Here is an 18,738-nt window from a genome sequence, read left to right as displayed (position 1 = left end):
TTTTTCAATGTAGTAAGGATAGGTATTTTTTAATGCTTTGCTAGCAGATTGGTTTGTTGTGTCGACTTGCCGCTTGTTTGTCGCCCGCATAAACTACCAGTCGACCCATTTCTTAACTACTTAGATTCCTATTTGTGGGCGCTGGTGGTAATGAGCTTGCATGTTCATGTAATTGATCAACATCTAGTTGAATGGTGCAACTCTCACCACCGAAGCGCATTTTTAGCCAATTGATTGCTGTTAGTTCGTTGGCAACCACTGCTTCAACACCTTTGCCAGGAAGATTAAACTTTTGAACCAGTTCGGGAGAAAGATACCAAAAAGCTACATCCTCTCCATTGCGCTTCCGGCGTTCGCGAATTGTTTCTCGTAATTGCCCATTGGCGGTGAGTTGGCCGGTAGGTGCCAACAGTACATAGAGAGCTTGGGTCTCTGACATGGTGAAAAGTGCTTAGAGAAATCCTTTAAATCAATCTTATACGCCAAGTTGTTTTGTCTTCGCAGGAAGGAGCTGAGCCTTGAGTGGCAGTGGCAGGGCGTTTCTTTGATTGTTTGACGGGTTTTCGTCTCTGCCTTCTCCAGTTTGGTTGTTTGCTCTACTTGGCTGATTTTTCAAGAAGATTGCAGTGATATTGCGATTGAACGGAATCTAAAGGCATCAATCACATTGTTTTCAGTTTGTTAGTCGATTGCATTAGCGCTACTCGCTAAGAGCAGCACTGCCAAGGCGATCTCTTCAGGCGGCCTCCTCTGCGTGTCCGAAATATTCAGGATTGGCGCAGTTTGTTGTTGGGCCATTGTTCCCTTTCGCAAGAGTCGTCTTAGTTGTTGCCTCAGCGTGGGTGATTTTGGGCGGGTTGACCAATGGCTGGAGTGGAGATCGCTCTGAGTTTTATGGATGAGCTGTGATCACTGAGGGAACACCTCTCAACGATCCTTGCTATTGATTGCGAGCAGGCCGTTTGATCAGCCCTGTTTTGGCCTGATTAGTTGTTGGACACTATTCCTAGAGCTCAAGTTTCCAGATCTGGTCTTTGAAAAGCTTCGCCTGAGTTATCCGCTTTGCTTTCAAGCTCGTGCTTCAAGTGTGTTCAGCCAGCTGATGCTGCCATGCCTGAATGGTTCTGATCGAACATGTTTACCTTGCCAGTTTCGCTGAATTAACTTTGCCCATCTGATCATCAGCTCCATGGAGGTGCCACCAAGTGCCATGTCTGCTTGGGAGATCTGGCATCCAGTGGAAACATGCCTCATCGATCAATGAAGAAGATCTAACGAATGCTGCCTAGGCAGCTCATGAGCAGCTCAGGGGATCAGCGAGCAAGTTCAGTCTTCTGGGAAAAGCAGATTGGCGAGTTCTTCTGCATCAACGTCATAGACGCGCGCCAGGCTGGTTTCAATGGCGCTGGTCACGTCTCCTGGAAGGAAGCGCATCGCATTGAGCGCATCTTCAGAGATGTCATCAGTGAGCAGCTGATCCTCAGATTCGAGCTTCTCATCATTGATCACGGCCAATACCCACGTGATGTAGGCATCCACCAAATTCGAAAATTCGAGTTCGGGATCGTTCAGATCCAGGGTCATGGGCCCTGCCGGATTAGACACCTCATCAGTCTGCCTGCTGGAGGAGAGGATGTCTGCCATGGATGAGTCCCAAGCAAGTCTGTTTCAGGGCAAATTGGTTGATTTTGCTTTGGCTGAGCTGGTGCGGCAGCACCGGGATAGCTTTCAGCCGCTCTGGACTGTGGATAGTTGGGCCAAGTTGCTGATCTGGATGGCCCTGAACTGTGGGTTGTCGGGAGAGCGCGAGAGTCTTGAGTTATTTGCCGAAGCTCTGGGGCCGAGGTTGACGGGTCGCTTGCGCGGGTTGTTTTACGAACGAACCTTGGAGGAGCTCGAATTGCAGCTTATGGCTGATCCAGCTGAGCCCCAGGTACTGGTGATGCCCATAGCACCTGGGGCCGTAGTGACACCCCAGCAGGCTTCCAGGGCATTGGATCAGGTGGGGTTGCTGGAAAGGGTTGAGTCCGATCGCAGTCGCTGGCAAAGGCTTGATGCGCTGGTTGCTATTCCTTGGAAAGTTGCTCAGTGATGCGGGTGATGGTTTCGAGCCGTAATGGATGCGCCGCGGCCTTTTGCGAGCATGGTTCGAATGCCGTCCACTTCCACCGTGACTGAGCTGAGCACCGCAGACCCAGCCTTTGTTCAGGTCGTTGATGCCCTTGCTAAGACCTACGACCCAGCTGGTACGGAGAGTCGCTGGCAATGCGCATGGGAGGAGAGTGGTGCTTTTCACCCTGACCCACAGGCTGCAGGCGAGCCGTTTTCGGTAGTGATCCCCCCTCCGAACGTGACTGGCAGTTTGCATATGGGGCATGCCTTCAATACGGCTCTGATCGACACAATCGTGCGTTTTCAGCGCTTGCAAGGAAAAAATGTGCTCTGTCTGCCTGGGACCGATCACGCATCGATTGCTGTGCAGACAATTCTTGAAAAGCAGCTCAAGGCTGAAGCGATCAGTCGTTATGACTTAGGGCGGGATGCCTTTCTTGAACGGGCCTGGGCCTGGAAGGAGGAAAGCGGTGGGCGGATTGTTGATCAGCTTCGCCGCTTGGGTTACTCGGTTGACTGGCAGCGTCAGCGCTTCACTTTGGATGAAGGCCTCAGTGCGGCTGTCCGTGAAGCGTTTGTTCGCTTGCATGAGCAGGGATTGATTTATCGAGGTGAGTACCTCGTGAATTGGTGCCCGGCTTCCGGATCGGCGGTTAGCGACTTGGAGGTTGAGATGAAGGAAGTCGATGGTCATCTGTGGCACTTGCGCTATCCCCTAACGGGTGGCCCGGCCGCTGATGGCACCACTCATCTTGAAGTGGCCACAACTCGCCCTGAAACCATGCTTGGCGATGTGGCTGTTGCGGTGAATCCTGCCGACGTTCGTTATCGCCATTTGGTGGGTCAAACCCTCACATTGCCCCTACTGGGGCGAGAGATTCCCGTGATTGCTGATGATCATGTGGATCAGGATTTCGGGACTGGTTGCGTCAAGGTGACACCCGCCCATGACCCCAACGATTTTGCGATTGGACAGCGGCACGACTTGCCTCAGATCACGGTGATGAACAAAAACGGAAGCATGAATTGTCATGCCGGTCGTTTTGAGGGGCTTGATCGCTTTGAGGCTCGCAAGGCAGTTGTGGCGGCCTTGCAGGAGGAGGGCCTATTGGTGAAAGTGGAGCCCCATCGCCATAGCGTTCCTTATTCCGATCGGGGCAAGGTGCCGGTGGAGCCTTTGCTTTCCACTCAGTGGTTCGTGCGTATGGAACCTCTAGCGGCCCGTTGCCATGAGTGTCTGGACCATGGAGCACCCCGCTTCGTACCCAATCGTTGGCAAAAGGTCTATCGCGATTGGCTCACTGACATTCGTGATTGGTGCATCAGCCGGCAGCTGTGGTGGGGCCATCGCATTCCTGCTTGGTTTGTTGTCAGTGAGACTGACGATCAGTTGACCGATGCCACTCCTTATCTGGTGGCTCGCTCGGAGGAGGAGGCATGGCAGCAGGCTCGTGATCAGTTTGGAGAGGCTGTGGTCATCCAGCAGGATGAGGATGTTCTTGATACCTGGTTCTCCAGTGGTCTTTGGCCCTTCTCCACCATGGGCTGGCCTGATCAAGAGAGTGCAGACCTCGAATGTTGGTATCCCACCAGCACTTTGGTCACAGGTTTCGACATCATCTTTTTCTGGGTGGCGAGGATGACGATGATGGCTGGTGCCTTCACCGGTCGCATGCCGTTCGCGGACGTCTATATCCATGGCTTGGTGCGGGATGAGCAGAATCGCAAGATGAGCAAAAGTGCCGGCAATGGTATTGATCCGTTGTTGCTAATCGAGCGTTATGGCACCGATGCTCTGCGCTTTGCCCTGGTGCGTGAAGTTGCCGGAGCTGGTCAAGACATCCGCTTGGATTACGACCGCAAAAGTGACACCTCCGCGACGGTGGAGGCGGCCCGGAACTTCGCTAATAAGCTCTGGAATGCCACTCGTTTTGCCCTGATGAATCTGGGTGGAGAAACGCCGGCGTCGCTGGGTGAGCCTGATCCCGCGAGCTTGCAGCTCGCGGATCGTTGGATTCTTTCTCGCCTAGCTCGCATGAATCGCGATGTTGCTGCGCGCTACGACAGTTATCGCCTTGGTGAGGCGGCTAAATGCCTTTATGAGTTCGCTTGGAACGATATTTGCGACTGGTATTTAGAGCTGAGTAAACGACGGCTGCATCCGGGTGAAGATCCCAGTGATGAAGTTCTGGCGGATCAGTGCACAGCTCGTCAGGTGTTGGCCAAGGTGCTTGGTGATCTATTGGTGATGCTTCACCCATTAATGCCTCATTTGAGCGAGGAACTTTGGCATGGGTTAACAGGTGCGCCGAAAGATACTTTTCTGGCTTTGCAAAGCTGGCCAGCAAGCAACAAATCATCTCTTGATGACGATCTTGAGCTGTCGTTTACGGAGTTGATTGAGGCCATCCGGGTGGTGCGTAACTTGCGTGCAGTTGCTGGTCTGAAGCCAGCTCAGACGGTGCCGGTTCAATTCATTACAGGCCGCCGTGAGCTGGCCGCTTTGTTGGAGCAGGCGACTGCAGATATCACAGCTCTCACGCGTGCTGAGAGCGTGGTGGTGGTGTCCAGTGCTGATCTGAAGCAGCGCTGCTTGGCCGGCGTTAGTGGAGAGTTGCAAGTGCTGCTGCCCATCGATGGATTGGTGGATCTGGATGCTCTTAAGGGTCGCCTGGAGAAGGATTTAGCTAAGGCAGAGAAAGAGATTGCTGGTCTGGCGGGTCGCTTGGCCAATCCGAATTTCGCAATCAAAGCTCCGCCGAACGTAGTTGAGGAATGCCAAGCCAACCTTGCTGAGGCTGAGGCTCAGGCTGAGCTTGCGCGTCAGCGGTTGTCCGATTTGGGTTGATGTGGTGATTGAGGTAGAGCAGCTCAGTAAGACCTATCAAGTCGCGGATAAGACTCCTGGTTTTGTTGGCACGCTCAACCATTTTTTTCGCCGCAAGACTCATGATGTTCAAGCGGTTAGTCATGTGAGCTTCACCATCGAGCCAGGCGAGATGGTGGGCTTCCTTGGTGCCAACGGTGCGGGTAAAACCACCACCTTGAAAATGCTTTGCGGCTTAATACATCCCAGCGCGGGGATGGTGCATGTCGCTGGCTATGTGCCTCAGCGACGTCAGGCTGCTTTTCTCAAGCAGATCACTTTGGTGATGGGTCAGAAGCAGCAGCTCATCTGGGACTTGCCGCCACTCGATTCGCTCTCGGTCAATGCTGCGGTCTATGGCATTGGAGAGAAGGAGGCCCGATATCGCATTAATGAGTTGGCGGAGATGTTGGAGATCGGTGAAGAGCTCACCCGCCCGGTTCGCAAGTTGTCCCTTGGACAACGCATGAAGGCTGAGTTATTAGCGGCCCTATTGCATCGTCCCTCTGTGCTTTTTCTTGATGAACCGACCCTGGGCTTGGATGTGAATGCTCAGGCCAGGGTGCGTCGTTTCCTGGCCGAGTACAACCGTCAAACGGGCGCAACGGTGTTGCTGACAAGTCACTACATGGCCGACATCACTGCTTTGTGTTCGAGGGTGTTGTTGATTGATCAAGGAGAGCTCATTCACGATGGTGGTCTTGATGAATTAGCTGCGAGCCTCTCTCCTTTCCGTCAGGTGCGTCTTGAGCTCAATAGGTCAGCTTCCCCGGAAGACTTCGTCGGTTATGGCGAGTTGGAAGCACTGGATGATCGCGCTGTGCGTCTTCTGGTTTCACGTAGTGAGCTCACTGTTGTTGTGGCACGTCTGCTGGCCAATTTTGATGTTTTGGATCTTGAAGTTAATGATCCACCGATCGATGAATTGATCGGCAGCCTCTTTCGTAAGGGGAGGGTGGTATGAAGATTGCTGGCTTGTCTTGGCCGGTGGTTAGGGCCTTGTTGGCTTCTCAGCACGCCAACATGGTTCAGTATCGCGCTGAGATTGCCCTTTGGGCTCTCTCGGGTGTCTTGCCTTTCATCATGTTGAGCCTTTGGAGTCAAAGTGACGCTGGAGCGTCATTTGGCTTCAAGGGGGTGGGCTTGGCCCGTTATTACCTCAGTGCCTTCATGGTGCGTCAGTTTTCAGTGGTTTGGGTGGTTTTTGCCTTTGAGGAAGATGCCTTGCTCGGGCGTTTATCTCCCTTTTTGCTCCAGCCTCTGCATCCACTTTGGCGTTATGTGGCTGCTCATGTGGCTGAACGAGTTACTCGGTTCCCTTTCTCTATTGGGATCGCAGCCATTTTTTTCCTGCTTTATCCAACGTCTTTTTGGTTACCGTCGCTTAGCCAGTTTTTGTTGGCTTGTCTGGCCATCTTGTTGGCTTTTAGTATCAATTTTTTGCTACAGAGTTTGATTGCGGCACTTTGCTTTTGGAGTGAGAAGGCTAGTGCTTTAGAGCGGTTGCTGCTAATTCCATATCTCTATTTCTCTGGTTGGTTGGTCCCTCTTGCTGCGTTCCCAGATGCGGCGCGAACGGCTAGTTTCTGGACCCCTTTTCCCTATCTGATTGATTTTCCAGCACGAGTGCTGGCGGGTTTGCCTGTTGATTTTGTGGCTGGTTTTGCGGCTCAGTTGTTTTGGGTAGCGTTATTGCTGCCTTTGGTGTTGATGGCTTGGCGCGCTGGTGTGCGTCGCTATACAGCGATGGGGGCTTGAGATGGGGCGCTACTTGCTCAGTTTGCAACGTTTTTGGGCTACGGCCTTGGCTGGGCAGTTGGAGTATCAGGCCAACATGCTGATTGATTTGTTGGCCATGGTTGGCAGTTTGGCTGGCAGCATCTTTGTGCTGTCTTTGTTTTTTGGGCAGGGGCGAGAACTTGGCGGTTGGAGCTGGGAAGCTGCTCTTGTAGTTCAGGGCATCTACACCTTTTTGGATGGCGTTTCAAGCACCTGGCTGCGCCCAAATCTCAGTGCGATTGTCACCCACGTGCGTGAGGGAACTTTGGATTTTGTGCTGTTGAAGCCGATCGACAGCCAGTTCTGGGTATCGCTACGAATCATGGCGCCGGCGGGCCTTCCGGAAATGGGGTTGGGGTTGGTTTTGATCGTTTGGGCTGCATCCCGGGCAGGCGCATCTTTCAGCCTTGGCACATTATTGGTGGCTGTTTTGATGCTTTGTGTAGGCGGTGTGATTCTCTATGCCCTGTGGTTTGTGATTGCTGCTACGAGCATCTGGTTCGTGAAGACCTGGAATGCCACTGAAGTGCTACGGGCCGTGCTGGCTTCCGGTCGGTTCCCAGTGAGTGCCTATCCACCGACTCTGCGCTTGGTGTTCACTTTGGTGTTACCGGTTGCTTTTTTGACCACGGTTCCAGCAGAGGTCATCCTTGGTCGTGCGGCCATGCAGATGTTGGTTTTGGGATTGTTCTTGGCTGTGATTTTTTTTGTGGGAAGCCGGGCTTTTTGGCTGTTCGCTTTGCGCTATTACACATCAGCTTCGAGTTGATGTGTGTTGCTGGTGTGCATTGGTTTGAGGTCTGGATTTAGGTGTCGCTGCCGACACCATGGTGTACTCGGAAAAGGTTGGTGGGGTCGTAACCCCGTTTGATGCTCAGAAGCTGTTCGTAGTTCGGGCCCCAGAACTCCTGTTTTCAGTTTGGTTCGAAGAAATTACCTTCGTTCACGTAGGAGCTGGTGCCAGGTGTGGCTGTGCGAATTAGGGCCATGGCACGATTCACATCCTGTTGTTGCTTGTAGTTTTGCCCAAGCAAGTGTGGCTCTGATTAGACGTGAGACGAGGCATCGGCGAAGCTCGTTGATGGCTGCTGTTGTGTTTGTAGCTTTCGCTTGTCGCCAAAGTGCTGGTAGGCCTATGGCGGAGAGAGTGGCCAATCAGGCTTGCTGCAGAAGTTTGTGCGGACGCATCGCCAACTCTGCATGAATCTTGAGTATGAGATGTATTGGTGTTGCATGCAGATTGCTTGTGTTGATGGATCCGGGGACTTGGTTGGAGTCTTGGCTGCCTTTCTTGCAGACACCTATTGGTGCAGTTCTGTTTGTGCCTCTCTATGCACTTTGGGTCACCTTGTTGCTGCCAGGCGTATGGGCCTCGATGCTTGCAGGTGCGCTTTTTGGAACTGGGTTAGGCAGTTTGCTGGTGTTTGTCGGTGCCTGCTTGGGTGCAGAGGCATCCTTTCTGCTTGGACGTTATTGGCTAAGGAATTGGGCTCGACGTCGCTTGGCAGTTGTGCCAAAACTGCAGGCTGTTGAGAAGGCCGTGAGTCGTGAAGGTCTCAAGTTGGTGCTCTTAACCCGCCTGTCTCCGGCGTTCCCTTTTAGTTTGCTCAACCTGGCATATGGCCTCAGTGAGGTGAGCCTGCGGGATTATTCGATCGGTTTGATCGGCATTCTTCCTGGCACTGTTTTGTTTTGTGGTTTTGGTGCCCTGGCTGGAGATGTGGCGCGATTTGGGGATGTTCTTTCTGGCCAGGCTGACCCTGCTACCTGGACTCTTAGGATTGTTGGGGTGTTGGCCACGGTTGTGGTGGTATGGCTGGTAGGCCTTGCAGCCAAGCGAGCTCTTCAGGATTCCGAGCCATCCAGTTGATCTGCTTGAAAAAGACGAAATTGATTCCACAAGTCGAGGTGGCCGGGTTTGAATAACTTGCATTGATGCTCGGTAACTGGATTTCCTGAGAGCCTGAATTTTATATTTAGCCAATCTTGAATTTTGGCCATATTCTTTCTCCTGAAAGCAGTATTGTTCTATTTGTAGAGTGCCTCAGCTTCTGATGGCTTATTATTGAGATCTTATTACTTATTCGCCTTATGACAAAGTTTATACTTTTTAAAGCAGGAGTAATTAATAATTCCCTTGAATTAATTGTTCAAGCTTGCTGCGTGAATAGTACAAGTCTCAATTGAAACCATTCTCATTTGCGTCATAGCCATCAGCCGAGATAACTTGAATGAGTTTGGCTTGACTATGGTTGTGCTGACTTGCTGGTAAGTATTCGTTACTGCAGAAGCTAGAGTTTTCCAAAGCAACTTGAGTGCGATTAGTTTGGTGATGAATCGCGGCTAGAGATTGGCGATGCTGAATGCTGATAAGACAGCCTGCCTGGGATTATAGGATGTTTAATGCCCCATCTCTATCGGCTGTTGCTAAGACAGCCTGTCTTAGCTTCTGCATAAATGGCTCATTTTTATAAGCTGATGATTCAATTTCCCATTGCTTTAACCCTTGCGATGAACTTTGTTCAATTGCGATATTCATAACCCTGTTCCAAATCTCAACTTGAACCTTAATTTGAGGATCAACATGAAAGGTGTGATCGACTAATTCATACACTTTGGCAGCTTCATTTTTGCCCTTGACACGAATTGCGTCGAGGAGCTTAAAGCAAAATTTGTTTAGCGTTCCTTCCTTTGAGAGTTGCGTCAGTACGCTATTGCTGACAATGACTTCAGAACCAAAGTTTTTATTAACCCCTTCAATCCTACTCGCATAATTAACGCTATCTCCTACAACCGTAAAGTTAAAACGATTGATGGAGCCAACATTGCCTACAATAGCATTGCCGTAATGAATGCCTATACGGGTATCAAAATGAATTCTGATACCTTTAGCTTTCCATTGATTGGCAAGCTTTTTAGAGGCTGCGCTTATAGCAAGTGCGGCATTGCAAGCGCATTGACAAGGGTGTGCAAGCTCAACTGGAGCACCCCATAGGACCATTAATGAGTCTCCTATATATTTATCAATTGTACCTGATTCAACTTTTACGCATTTTGTTAGCTCGTTAAAGTAATCGTTGAGATGCTTTAAAAGCTCCTTCGCAGGCAAGGTCTCAGAATATTTTGTGAAATCAGCGACATCTGTAAACATAATTGCAATTTCTTGATTGCTACCGCCAAGTACAGCCCTGCGGTTTGTATTGAGTAAATTGCGTACTACTTCGGTTGGTAGATATCTTGTAAATGAATCCATGGCCCTGGATAGCTTGGCAATGGAGTCTGTAACCTGATTAATCTCTAGAATCCAATTTTTTGATGATGGTTCATCAGATTCGTCAGATAGATCTAGATTGCTAAGGTTATTGATTTTTTCAATAACCACACGTAATGGCTTGGTCAACTGACTGCAGGCTAAATAACTTACAATGCTAATGATAAGTAGAATAGTGACTTGAAGAGTAAGAAGCCTTTTTAAAATTTTGTTTAATGGGTTAAATACTGTTTGCTCATCAATGATTCCAATTGCTGAGAACCCAAGTGATGTTTTTTTAGATATGGCATAGAAGTTATTATCATTAAGACTTAGCTTTTTAAATTTGTCGGGAGAATACTGGCCAAGAATTTTTTCTGTAATACGCCCCCATGTTGAGTTAATGAGCTTTCTGGGCGGTAGCAGTGTGATGTGATCAAAGCTTTTAGCTGTAGCGGTAGGGAAAATCAGATTTCCTTTTTGAGTGACTATATAAAAGATCTGGCCAGAGTAATCACCTCTATGCATTTCCAAATGATTGGCGGCTTTTAGTTGACTTGATGCTTTCTTAGACACGAAATTATTTTTATTGTCCATGTTGAACTCAGTGAAACCTGAGATTCCACTGTCAGCTGCCATTTTTGAGAGTGGAAGGCAAAATCTAAGTACACCAATAGGCCTTACTTTATTAACCTCTAACTCTATCGATGGTTTTGGCAATATTGGTTGATGGGCAGCCAAGCAACCTTCAATGCGAGTACCGAATCTTATGAAATCAACGCCAAGGTTAAATTGCCCTTCCAAGGCATTTAAATATCCATCTTTTTGATTTAGTCGCAGTTCAATAATCTTTCTATTATGTATATTCATCTCTTCGACGTTGCTTGACAGTAATAGTTTTCCTGATTCGTCAAATAGTCGCCAAACTCGATTTGGACTAAGTTTGAAGTATGGCTTCAAAGCAATACTGATTATTTCAGGATCTAGCGATCTGATAGAGGGATTTTCACTCAAGGCATGCATTGTATTTCTGATATTTTTTTCCCAACGCTCTATACTATTAACATAGATATTTATATGATCATTATATCTTTGGTAGGTCTGATCAAGAAGCCTCTCAGAAGCAGTGCGATACAGAAGTGTATTGCCTATAGAAAAAGAAATGGCAATAACTGAGATGATTTGAGCTGTAATCGTAAATTGCAGGCCTCGAGTAAATTCGAATTTCCTTTTGGCCAGTGAATAAATCTTTTTTGTAACAGATAACTCTCCTCTTGCGGAGGATTTTTTGTTATTTTTGGGGTTAATTCTTTGCTTACATGCCGATTGACTTTGATTGCTAGAGTCTGGATCAACATTTTGGGGATCCATAGAGGGTTGAAGCTAAAGGCTTTGTTTTTGCAAGAGGTTGACTAAGGAGTCGCTAACTTACTTGGTTAAGGATATCCTCGATCCTAAAAATTACTTGGTCGACGGCTACCTCAACACCAACCGTACTCAGAGCAACAGCCTCAATCGCTTCACTCCATACACGCTTTTCAATGACTTCACTATAGGCCTTATTTTTAACAGCATAGGGTTGCCTGAAAAACTCCACAGTTTTTTTTGCTGCCATAATGTGGTAATCTTTTGCGTCGTTCCAGAATTGGCTTTCTATAGCAGACTTAAAGACTGGCAAATAGCGCCCTTGTGAGCCTTCTATGAGTTTATCGAAACTAGAATCTTGAAGCATAGAATTAACAACTGTTTTCGCCTGTTGAGACCTTTCATTATTGAAGATTACAAGCTGCCTTACCTCTAAAACAGATTTAAGTGGCTTACCGTCCAGTCCATTGGGCCAAGTTACAGACCCCATTCGCTTGTAATAAGTAGTTTCGTCCAATGCTTGTGAACCTGGTATTGATAAAGTGGGATTTGCTGTCATAAGAGTATTGTAATTTAGAAATCGAATATTGTTGTCAGCATCTGTCCATTGAGTTGCATCGGGAGGTACATATTTTTCTGTATAGAGACTTGTGTAATCTGTGAGTGCCTTTATGGCTCGTTCCCTTTGGGTTTTTTGATTTAGTACAAGCCTCCCCAATTCATCTACTATAGTTACTCCATAAGCTTCTAGGAATAAGTTGAATATATTGCCAGTATCAGATGTGTTGGCTGACATTGGCAAACCGATGCCATAGGTTTGATTAAAACCTGCTTCTTTAGCCAGCCTTTGGTTTTGCTTCCAGAAATCCCAGAACCCATACCAGTCGGTTGGAATTGCAGGTGACTTAGAAAGATGATTGATGGCAGCGAGCAAGTCTTTCCAATAGTGAATATAAACCCCGTTGAATGATACTGGAACCGCAATAATTGCTTCGTTCAAGCCATCGCTATCTTTGTAGGTAACGTTATTAATCACTCCATCAACAAATTTACTCTCTAAAGGTAAAATGATATCGTCAATAGCAAGCAGTTTATTGCTTTTAGCAAGGTTAGGCACAAGGCTCTTTAGCGAACCTCCACCATAATAAATGTCTGGAATGAATCCATCCCCTAGAATTTGATTATGCGTTTCGCTTAGAGCTTGCCTATTGTCATTCATTATAAAGGTGATGTTTGCCTTCACCCCAGTTCTTTTTTCTGCCTGCTGGAATATCAGTTCTACAACATCTCTTTCTTCGGGATAAAAGGGCTTCTCCCACCATACCTCAAGTGGTTTTTTGTCTTTCGAGCTCAACGTAAAAATATGCCTGTCAAACTGTCCACAAGAAGCTAGTGAAACACCTGCTAGAATCTTTAGTAGGAAATTACGCCTTTTCATTCTGATTAACTTTTTTCATATTATCCAAAGGGCAGTGGTTACTCTTTTTTAAAATTTTAATGCACTTCCCGCATGAGCTTTTAAAGCCCATATATTTCGCAAAATATTGACACCTGGGAGCTTTGATTTGACTTGGTTGCCAGCCTGACTACTTTTGTTCTTTAGGCTTCTGCAATCAATGTGATTATTGCTGACAGCTCTTCATTTCCGGCTTTGATGCGATCAAATTTTGCTCTAAAGGATTTGCAACGTGAATCCAGTTTTAAATTGAGGAGGTAAAATTAGTATCCACACCTGTTAAATCGAGTAGCCAAGGCAAAACACATTTTGGCTAAAAATGAATGCTTATGATAAGTGCTCAGCCATAATTTAGCCTTGCCAATGAGGTCTTGTCTTTTTAAATATCCTCTTCTACTTGCTTGTTTATCTTCTCAGGCTGACTGTTTGAATTTAGCCTTTGCATTGTTATAATGGACCTATACTGATCAGGTCAATATTACACATTAACTTATAGACCAAGCTGTACAATAATGAGCTAGGGTTCAATCGCTAACCTTCCTTTGTAGTTGTCACTAGCTCTGGTAGTGGTTGGGTTTGTGTTGTGTTCACTGGTTGGCTCAGATGGGATTGTTCAGCTAGGGACGTACGGCTGGTGGCTGCTCTTTGTCAGTGCTTGTTATAGCGTCGTTGGCTTCTATGGTCTGACGGGTGAGCGGTGTGTTTGATTTGCGCTTCAGGGTTCCGAACTATCCAGTTGATCTGGGTTCTTGAGCCGCCAATCTCTTAGGGCAGCAATGAAAACGAACCAGCTCAGCCGGAGGCGTGCAAGCACCCCAGTGCGTTGAGCCAGATCTGCATATTTGGCACGTCCGCAGGCTGTTTTGATCCAGGACTTGATGTTTGCTTGGGTCATGCTCTTATGCAGTGATTAAAAAGCCTAGGGATGGAGAACTTCAGCTGGCCAAAAGTTTGAGCAGATCCTCCTCGTTAAGTAGCTTGACTCCAAGTTTCTCGGCCTTGTTCAGTTTGCTGCCTGCTTCAGCACCAACCACCACATAACTGGTGTTTTTGCTGACAGAGCTACTGACTTTGCCACCGGCGGCTTCGATCAGGGCTTGGGCTTCGCTGCGGCTCAGGGTTGGCAGAGTGCCAGTCAAGACAAAGGTTTGGCCCTGCAGGCTGACCGTTCTTTGGTTTTGATCTGTGTCGTGGGCGAGCTCGTCTTCATTTGCTTCCAGGGAGATGCCTAGCTGTTCCAACTTGGCCAGAAGCTGTTGATTGGCGGGGGTGGCAAACCATTGTTGTAGTGACTGCGCAATTTCGTTGCCGACTCCGAACACTGACGTGATTTGTTCGGGTGCCTTGCAGGCGGCGTTGGCCAGTGTGGCGGCGCTGGGGAACTTTTTAGCTAGGGCTTTAGCGTTGACCTCGCCGACGTGGTGGATGCCCAGGCCGTAGAGCTGCTTATGCCAGGGCTTGCTTTTGGAGGCTTTAAGGGCGGTTATCAGGTTTTCTGTTGATTTACTGCCCATGCGATCCATGCTTGCCAGAAGGCTTGCCTCTAGGGCATAGAGGTCAGCAATTGATTGCACTAGGCCGCGGTTTACCAGCTGTTCGATCAGCTTGCTGCCGAGGCCATCCACATCCAGAGCTCCTTTACTGACCCAGTGACGTAATGTTCCGCGCAGGATCGCTGGGCAGCTGTTGTTGACACAGCGTGTTGCTGCTTCGCCTTCTTCCCGCACTAGTTCTGACCGGCATTCCGGACAGATATGAGGCAGTTTTAGTGTCTGTGCTCCTGCAGGTCGTAGTTCTCTCAACACACCTATCACTTCCGGGATGATTTCGCCGGCCTTGCGCACCACGATGGTGTCGCCGCTATGGAGATCGAGCTCGCTGACCCGATTGGCGTTGTGCAGTGTGGCGCGGCTCACACTTGTACCTGCTAGTGGTATCGCTTCGAATTCAGCCACAGGTGTGACGGCGCCTGTGCGTCCCACCTGGCAGGTCAGCCTTAGTAATTTGCTTGGGGCTTCTTCAGCGGCGTATTTGAGTGCAATCGCCCAACGTGGGGCCTTTTGAGTAAAACCTGCGGTTTCTTGTAGTTGTAAGTCGTTGAGCTTTACGACTACTCCGTCGGTGGCGTATGGAAGTTGATGGCGATCGTCATCCCAGAGCTTGAAGAAGTTTTCTACCGTAGTTAAATCCGTAAGCAACGTGGTGTTTGGATTCACTTTGAAGCCGATGGCCTGGAGCCATTGCAATGCTGCCCATTGGTTCATGGGTCTGGCTGGATCATGAGCTTTCGCTTGCCAGTTGCCTGGTAGATGCAGGGTGTAGGCAAAGAAGTCCAGCTGACGTGAGGCCACCACCTTGGGATCCAGTTGCCGCAACGTGCCGGCACAGGCATTGCGGGGGTTGGCAAAGGCTACGTCGCCCCGTTCTCCTCGGGCAGTGTTGATGTCTGCAAAGGTGCTATTCGGGATAAACGCTTCTCCTCGCACTTCCAGCCAGGCTGGCGGATGCACGAGTTGTAATCGCAGCGGAATGGAGGCAATGGTGCGGACGTTGGCCGTGATCTCCTCTCCATTAGCGCCATCACCGCGGGTGGCTGCGCGTATGAGTACGCCGTGTTCGTAGCTGAGGGCTAGCGCGTTGCCATCGATCTTCAGTTCGCCCACCATCGACAGATCAGGTTGAGGCGTTTTAGGCTTGGTCTGATAACCAAGCAGCTTGACGAGTCGGACGTACCAGCCCGTTAGTTCGTCAAGATTGAAAGCATTGTCGAGGCTGAGTAATGGGATGCGATGCTCAACACTTGCAAAGCCTTGAGCAGGGGCTCCACCAATCCTTTGGGTGGGGCTGTCTGGGGTGAGTAGCGATGAATCTTTGGCTTCTAGGTCCAGTAGCTCGCGATAGAGGCGGTCGTAGACGGCATCCTCCATCGTTGGTGTATCAAGCACGTAGTAGGAGTGGGCGGCTTGATTGAGTAGTTGGCGTAGTTCGGCTGCCCGCTCTGGGGGTGTTCTCGACGTCGGGGTCACCGCAGCTGTCTTAAGAACGATCGGTCATGAATTGAGGGGCACAATGCGATCGACTCGCCATGCATCGTCAATCTTGCTGAATGTGAAATCCATTTTTAATTCATCTTTGCCATCAGATTTGAGTTTGATTGTGAGGATGACCTGGCCTTCTTGGAGCCTAGGCCGACCGGATTTGAGGTTGCGGTAGCGGTTGAGTTTCAGACCGGCCAGGAATTGGATGAATTGTTGTCTGTTGACGTGCTGCCGATAGGTCTTGGTGGTGAGTAGGTAGGCAGCATCAATCCGACCTGCTGCCACCTGAGTGAAGAACTGCTTGACCAAGGGGTTGATGCCTCTTGCACTGAAGACCAGCCTGACGGCTGTGATGGTCCAGTAGAGCAGTAGGGCTCCAGCGCCAGCTAGTAGGGCTTTGGTCCCAATGTCCCGTGCCAGGGCTAGATCCATCGTCTTGATGCAATTGACAAGAGAGTCTGACTGACCGACTTCAGAAATATGGTTCTTCAGCGATTGTGTGAAGTGGGCAGACTGTCAAAGCTTGATTTAAGGGCCTACCCCACGCGCATTAATGCCCCTGGTGCCTCTGCTGCCGCTTTTTCATCGCTTCAATAGGGAATACTTCAATGGCGCACTGGCGATTGGATCCCAGCCCCTTCTGTCTGTGCGGTGGAGTGATGGTCGATTGCGCAAGACAGCAGGTTTTTATCGTCGTGGCTTAAGGGTTGACGGCCGCAATGGCTGCGAGATTGTTCTTTCCCGTCCTTTGCTGGAGCTTCTGCCTCAGACCGCCACTGAAAGCACTCTTTGCCACGAAATGATCCATGCCTGGATTGATCTTGTACTGCAGGTAAAGGAGAGTCATGGCCCCAACTTTCATGCCCGGATGGCCGCCATTAACGCTGCCCAGAACCAGTTTCAGGTGAGTGTGCGCCATCAGTTTCCCGTGCCTAAAACGCCGCCGCGGTGGTGGGCGGTTTGCCCTCGCTGTGGGCTTCGTTCTCCTTATCAGCGGCGTGTTCATCGCGCTGCTTGTCGGCAATGTTGCGACCGTCACTATGGGGGTAGCTGGCATGCCAGCTGTGTGTTCGTCTATGAACCTGCGTCACCGGAGACCTGAGTGGACATGTTTTTCTGGGTGCTTCAGGTCAGTGGGGTCTCGATTGCCCTAATCGGTTGGCAACGGGAGCAGTGGTTGCAGCGGCGGCGCCGGTAACGTCGATGCATGGATACACGTCGTCAACGTCGCCAAAGGTCCAGGGATCCGTTGGATCGTCGTTTGGATCAGTGGCTTGAGACAGGTCGTCAGTTGGTTGATGGTGTGGCCGGCACCCGCCCAGGACAGCGTGGATCTGGTCGTACAGACCGTCGTTCCGCTGCGAACTTGGGAACGGTTGGTCGCTGGGTTGGTGACAAGCTTGAATGGTTGTTGGAAGAGGATGAGGACGATGGTTGGCTGGAGCCTTGGCAGTCCGAGCCTCAGTCCACTGAAATGCGAGTGAAGCGACCACTGGAAGCGATCTCTCGCCGTGTTCCCCCATTGATTCAACCTGCGTCTTCTCGCAGTGAGGTTGTGCCTAATGAGGATGACTGGCCCGATGAGTCCACCTTCCAGGTTGATCGTTGGCAGCGTCGCCCATCAGAGCGGATTAATCCTGAGGCCGCTTCAAACCGAAGCGCATCAGAATCATTGAAGCGACCGCTTGAGCGGCGACCTTTGCCGCGTTCCAGTCGTCGACGCGATTGAGCGTGCGCGCTTCAATCAGGCTGCAGCGCGGAAATATGCCTGATGTGTTTTGAGCGCTACGCGAAAAGGGCAGCCTCGCTGGGCGAGTTGATCATTGACGTCACCTACCAGCTCTTCAGGCAGATCTTCAGCCATTTGCTCTGCTGTTGCATTGATGGAGGGAGATCCCTCTTCAAGGGCCTCAAGCAGTTGGGCCCATTGCTCCACCTGAAGTGTTCGGTTGATTGGTTGGTAGCCGCTTTTCTCAAGCAAGCCTTTGCAGATTTTGGCGTTCCAGAGAGCTGTGCGTGGAGGGGTTTGTGGACCGTGCTTATGGGCTGCACCAGTCTCAAGGGCTCCTGGAGTTGGTCGTCCATGTCGATCGCGCAAGCCCTGTAGTTGTAGAGCTCGGCCGCAATTGATCGCTGAGATGCCGTAGATGCGTCCCAGATCAGTGAGGCTCAGCCAGCTTGGAGAGGGTGCCATGGAGAGGGGAACCGCTTTAATAATCTTCCCGAAAGCACAAGAGTTGGCAAGTTGTCAAGTTAAAAATCGACAAATCCAGAGCTCTGGTCATGAACAGAGTTGAAGCTCTTGTCGTGGAGTGGGTCCGAGCCATTTCTCTAGCTCAGGGCTGAAAACTTCTCGGATCACTGTTAGTTCACGCTCTTGGCGAAAGAAGCGATAATGCCGGCTCCAAAATGGCCCTGTTTGGCCGAATGCGGATTCGAGCCAATCGGCAGCGACCAGCCCCAGTCCGTCGACTTCACGAAACAGTTCGGAGCGGCCTTTTGTGAGACTGTCCCAGATGGGTTGATTGCGATTGTGGAGATGCTTTTCGGCTTCAGCGTAATTCCACCAGCTTTCCGCCCAGGCCAGGGTATGGGAGTCGCAGATCAACCACACCTGGCGCCTTAGTAAAGGTGGTTTGAGTTCGCGAACTTCCTGCGGGGCTGTTGCATCAGGATTGGGTTCCGGTTGCATGGCAATGAGGTTGACTTGCACTTCATGGCCTGTGAGCAGTCTCAGGTGGCGGGTTGGGCTGCCATCCCCAAGCAGCATCAATCGCCAGGGTCCGGGCAGTTGCCAGGGGCCTTCACCAGAGAGCACTGCCTTGCTAGGGGCGTCCCAGACCCGTGCTGGCGAGATCAGTCCTGAGGGTGT

The 18,738-nt window shown here is 50.0% G+C and carries 17 protein-coding genes and 1 pseudogene; 8 read left to right on the top strand and 10 right to left on the bottom strand.

What is annotated here, in order from left to right:
* Positions 1 to 112 precede the first annotated feature (112 nt).
* Both EV12_RS09390 and EV12_RS09380 read right to left on the bottom strand, forming a co-directional pair.
* Positions 113 to 439, bottom strand: coding sequence for a hypothetical protein (locus EV12_RS09390; RefSeq protein ID WP_036914829.1), 327 nt, complete (start codon positions 437 to 439; stop codon positions 113 to 115).
* An 887-nt stretch (positions 440 to 1,326) separates the two neighbouring features.
* The gene (locus EV12_RS09380; RefSeq protein WP_036914951.1) at positions 1,327 to 1,584 is read right to left on the bottom strand and encodes a hypothetical protein; all 258 of its coding nucleotides are present in this window, start codon (positions 1,582 to 1,584) and stop codon (positions 1,327 to 1,329) included.
* A 58-nt stretch (positions 1,585 to 1,642) separates the two neighbouring features.
* Between EV12_RS09380 and EV12_RS09375 the strand changes: the two genes are divergently transcribed.
* From EV12_RS09375 to EV12_RS09355, 5 genes are read left to right on the top strand one after another with little or no spacing between them, the layout of a single operon-like run.
* A complete protein-coding gene (locus EV12_RS09375) occupies positions 1,643 to 2,092 on the top strand; it encodes a hypothetical protein (RefSeq protein WP_036914825.1) in 450 nt (149 codons plus the stop codon).
* Positions 2,093 to 2,152: 60 nt separating this feature from the next.
* A complete protein-coding gene (locus EV12_RS09370) occupies positions 2,153 to 4,960 on the top strand; it encodes a valine--tRNA ligase (protein ID WP_152562380.1) in 2,808 nt (935 codons plus the stop codon).
* Positions 4,961 to 4,964: 4 nt separating this feature from the next.
* Complete coding sequence (locus EV12_RS09365) at positions 4,965 to 5,942, top strand: ABC transporter ATP-binding protein (protein ID WP_036914950.1); 978 nt, start codon at positions 4,965 to 4,967, stop codon at positions 5,940 to 5,942.
* Positions 5,939 to 6,736, top strand: a complete 798-nt coding sequence (locus EV12_RS09360; protein WP_036914823.1) for an ABC transporter permease — start codon at positions 5,939 to 5,941, stop codon at positions 6,734 to 6,736. Before EV12_RS09365 ends, EV12_RS09360 begins: the two co-directional genes overlap by 4 nt.
* Position 6,737: 1 nt before the next feature.
* Entirely contained in the window at positions 6,738 to 7,526 is a 789-nt protein-coding gene (locus EV12_RS09355; protein WP_036914822.1) for an ABC transporter permease, read from the top strand.
* 37 nt (positions 7,527 to 7,563) lie between these two features.
* Here EV12_RS09355 and EV12_RS14955 read toward each other — a convergent pair.
* A pseudogene (locus EV12_RS14955) lies at positions 7,564 to 7,656 on the bottom strand (BBE domain-containing protein); the annotation flags it as partial.
* A 353-nt stretch (positions 7,657 to 8,009) separates the two neighbouring features.
* On the opposite strand from EV12_RS14955, the gene EV12_RS09350 reads away from it, so the two are divergent.
* Complete coding sequence (locus tag EV12_RS09350; protein ID WP_152562382.1) at positions 8,010 to 8,627, top strand: TVP38/TMEM64 family protein; 618 nt, start codon at positions 8,010 to 8,012, stop codon at positions 8,625 to 8,627.
* A gap of 519 nt (positions 8,628 to 9,146) precedes the next feature.
* Here EV12_RS09350 and EV12_RS09345 read toward each other — a convergent pair.
* From EV12_RS09345 to EV12_RS09325, 5 genes are all read right to left on the bottom strand, one after another.
* The gene (locus EV12_RS09345) at positions 9,147 to 11,378 is read right to left on the bottom strand and encodes an adenylate/guanylate cyclase domain-containing protein (RefSeq protein WP_036914820.1); all 2,232 of its coding nucleotides are present in this window, start codon (positions 11,376 to 11,378) and stop codon (positions 9,147 to 9,149) included.
* 52 nt (positions 11,379 to 11,430) lie between these two features.
* Entirely contained in the window at positions 11,431 to 12,726 is a 1,296-nt protein-coding gene (locus tag EV12_RS09340) for an ABC transporter substrate-binding protein (protein WP_193742206.1), read from the bottom strand.
* A gap of 817 nt (positions 12,727 to 13,543) precedes the next feature.
* Positions 13,544 to 13,723: a hypothetical protein gene (locus EV12_RS09335; protein ID WP_036914816.1), complete on the bottom strand. Its 180-nt coding sequence runs from the start codon at positions 13,721 to 13,723 to the stop codon at positions 13,544 to 13,546.
* Between the two features lie 40 nt (positions 13,724 to 13,763).
* On the bottom strand, positions 13,764 to 15,854 hold the full coding sequence (gene ligA, locus EV12_RS09330) for an NAD-dependent DNA ligase LigA (RefSeq protein WP_036914814.1): 2,091 nt from the start codon (positions 15,852 to 15,854) through the stop codon (positions 13,764 to 13,766).
* Between the two features lie 24 nt (positions 15,855 to 15,878).
* On the bottom strand, positions 15,879 to 16,298 hold the full coding sequence (locus EV12_RS09325) for a hypothetical protein (protein ID WP_036914813.1): 420 nt from the start codon (positions 16,296 to 16,298) through the stop codon (positions 15,879 to 15,881).
* A gap of 121 nt (positions 16,299 to 16,419) precedes the next feature.
* Here EV12_RS09325 and EV12_RS09320 point away from each other — a divergent pair, with 121 nt between their 5' ends.
* Complete coding sequence (locus tag EV12_RS09320; protein WP_036914812.1) at positions 16,420 to 16,968, top strand: SprT family zinc-dependent metalloprotease; 549 nt, start codon at positions 16,420 to 16,422, stop codon at positions 16,966 to 16,968.
* A 105-nt stretch (positions 16,969 to 17,073) separates the two neighbouring features.
* Positions 17,074 to 17,595 (top strand): hypothetical protein, encoded by a 522-nt coding sequence (locus tag EV12_RS09315; RefSeq protein WP_036914811.1) that lies wholly within the window; start codon positions 17,074 to 17,076, stop codon positions 17,593 to 17,595.
* 15 nt (positions 17,596 to 17,610) lie between these two features.
* Here the strand turns inward: EV12_RS09315 and EV12_RS09310 are convergent, their stop codons facing one another.
* Positions 17,611 to 18,060 carry a hypothetical protein gene (locus tag EV12_RS09310; protein WP_036914810.1) on the bottom strand — a complete coding sequence of 150 codons (450 nt, stop codon included), beginning with the start codon at positions 18,058 to 18,060 and terminating at the stop codon, positions 17,611 to 17,613.
* 87 nt (positions 18,061 to 18,147) lie between these two features.
* Positions 18,148 to 18,726 (bottom strand): chorismate lyase, encoded by a 579-nt coding sequence (locus EV12_RS09305; protein WP_193742210.1) that lies wholly within the window; start codon positions 18,724 to 18,726, stop codon positions 18,148 to 18,150.
* Positions 18,727 to 18,738: the final 12 nt, after the last annotated feature.

It is taken from the genome of Prochlorococcus sp. MIT 0701, assembly GCF_000760295.1.
Lineage (GTDB): Bacteria > Cyanobacteriota > Cyanobacteriia > PCC-6307 > Cyanobiaceae > Prochlorococcus.
This window is presented reverse-complemented; position numbering and strand designations above follow the sequence as displayed.

What these genes read in the sequence shown, in the direction of transcription:
- EV12_RS09390 (WP_036914829.1), bottom strand. Translation starts at nt 439, where the DNA reads ATGTCAGAGACCCAAGCTCTCTATGTACTGTTGGCACCTACCGGCCAA.
- EV12_RS09380 (WP_036914951.1), bottom strand. Translation starts at nt 1,584, where the DNA reads ATGACCCTGGATCTGAACGATCCCGAACTCGAATTTTCGAATTTGGTG.
- EV12_RS09375 (WP_036914825.1), top strand. Translation starts at nt 1,643, where the DNA reads ATGGATGAGTCCCAAGCAAGTCTGTTTCAGGGCAAATTGGTTGATTTT.
- EV12_RS09370 (WP_152562380.1), top strand. Translation starts at nt 2,153, where the DNA reads ATGCCGTCCACTTCCACCGTGACTGAGCTGAGCACCGCAGACCCAGCC.
- EV12_RS09360 (WP_036914823.1), top strand. Translation starts at nt 5,939, where the DNA reads ATGAAGATTGCTGGCTTGTCTTGGCCGGTGGTTAGGGCCTTGTTGGCT.
- EV12_RS09355 (WP_036914822.1), top strand. Translation starts at nt 6,738, where the DNA reads ATGGGGCGCTACTTGCTCAGTTTGCAACGTTTTTGGGCTACGGCCTTG.
- EV12_RS09350 (WP_152562382.1), top strand. Translation starts at nt 8,010, where the DNA reads ATGGATCCGGGGACTTGGTTGGAGTCTTGGCTGCCTTTCTTGCAGACA.
- EV12_RS09345 (WP_036914820.1), bottom strand. Translation starts at nt 11,378, where the DNA reads ATGGATCCCCAAAATGTTGATCCAGACTCTAGCAATCAAAGTCAATCG.
- EV12_RS09335 (WP_036914816.1), bottom strand. Translation starts at nt 13,723, where the DNA reads ATGACCCAAGCAAACATCAAGTCCTGGATCAAAACAGCCTGCGGACGT.
- EV12_RS09325 (WP_036914813.1), bottom strand. Translation starts at nt 16,298, where the DNA reads ATGGATCTAGCCCTGGCACGGGACATTGGGACCAAAGCCCTACTAGCT.
- EV12_RS09320 (WP_036914812.1), top strand. Translation starts at nt 16,420, where the DNA reads ATGCCCCTGGTGCCTCTGCTGCCGCTTTTTCATCGCTTCAATAGGGAA.
- EV12_RS09315 (WP_036914811.1), top strand. Translation starts at nt 17,074, where the DNA reads ATGGATACACGTCGTCAACGTCGCCAAAGGTCCAGGGATCCGTTGGAT.
- EV12_RS09310 (WP_036914810.1), bottom strand. Translation starts at nt 18,060, where the DNA reads ATGGCACCCTCTCCAAGCTGGCTGAGCCTCACTGATCTGGGACGCATC.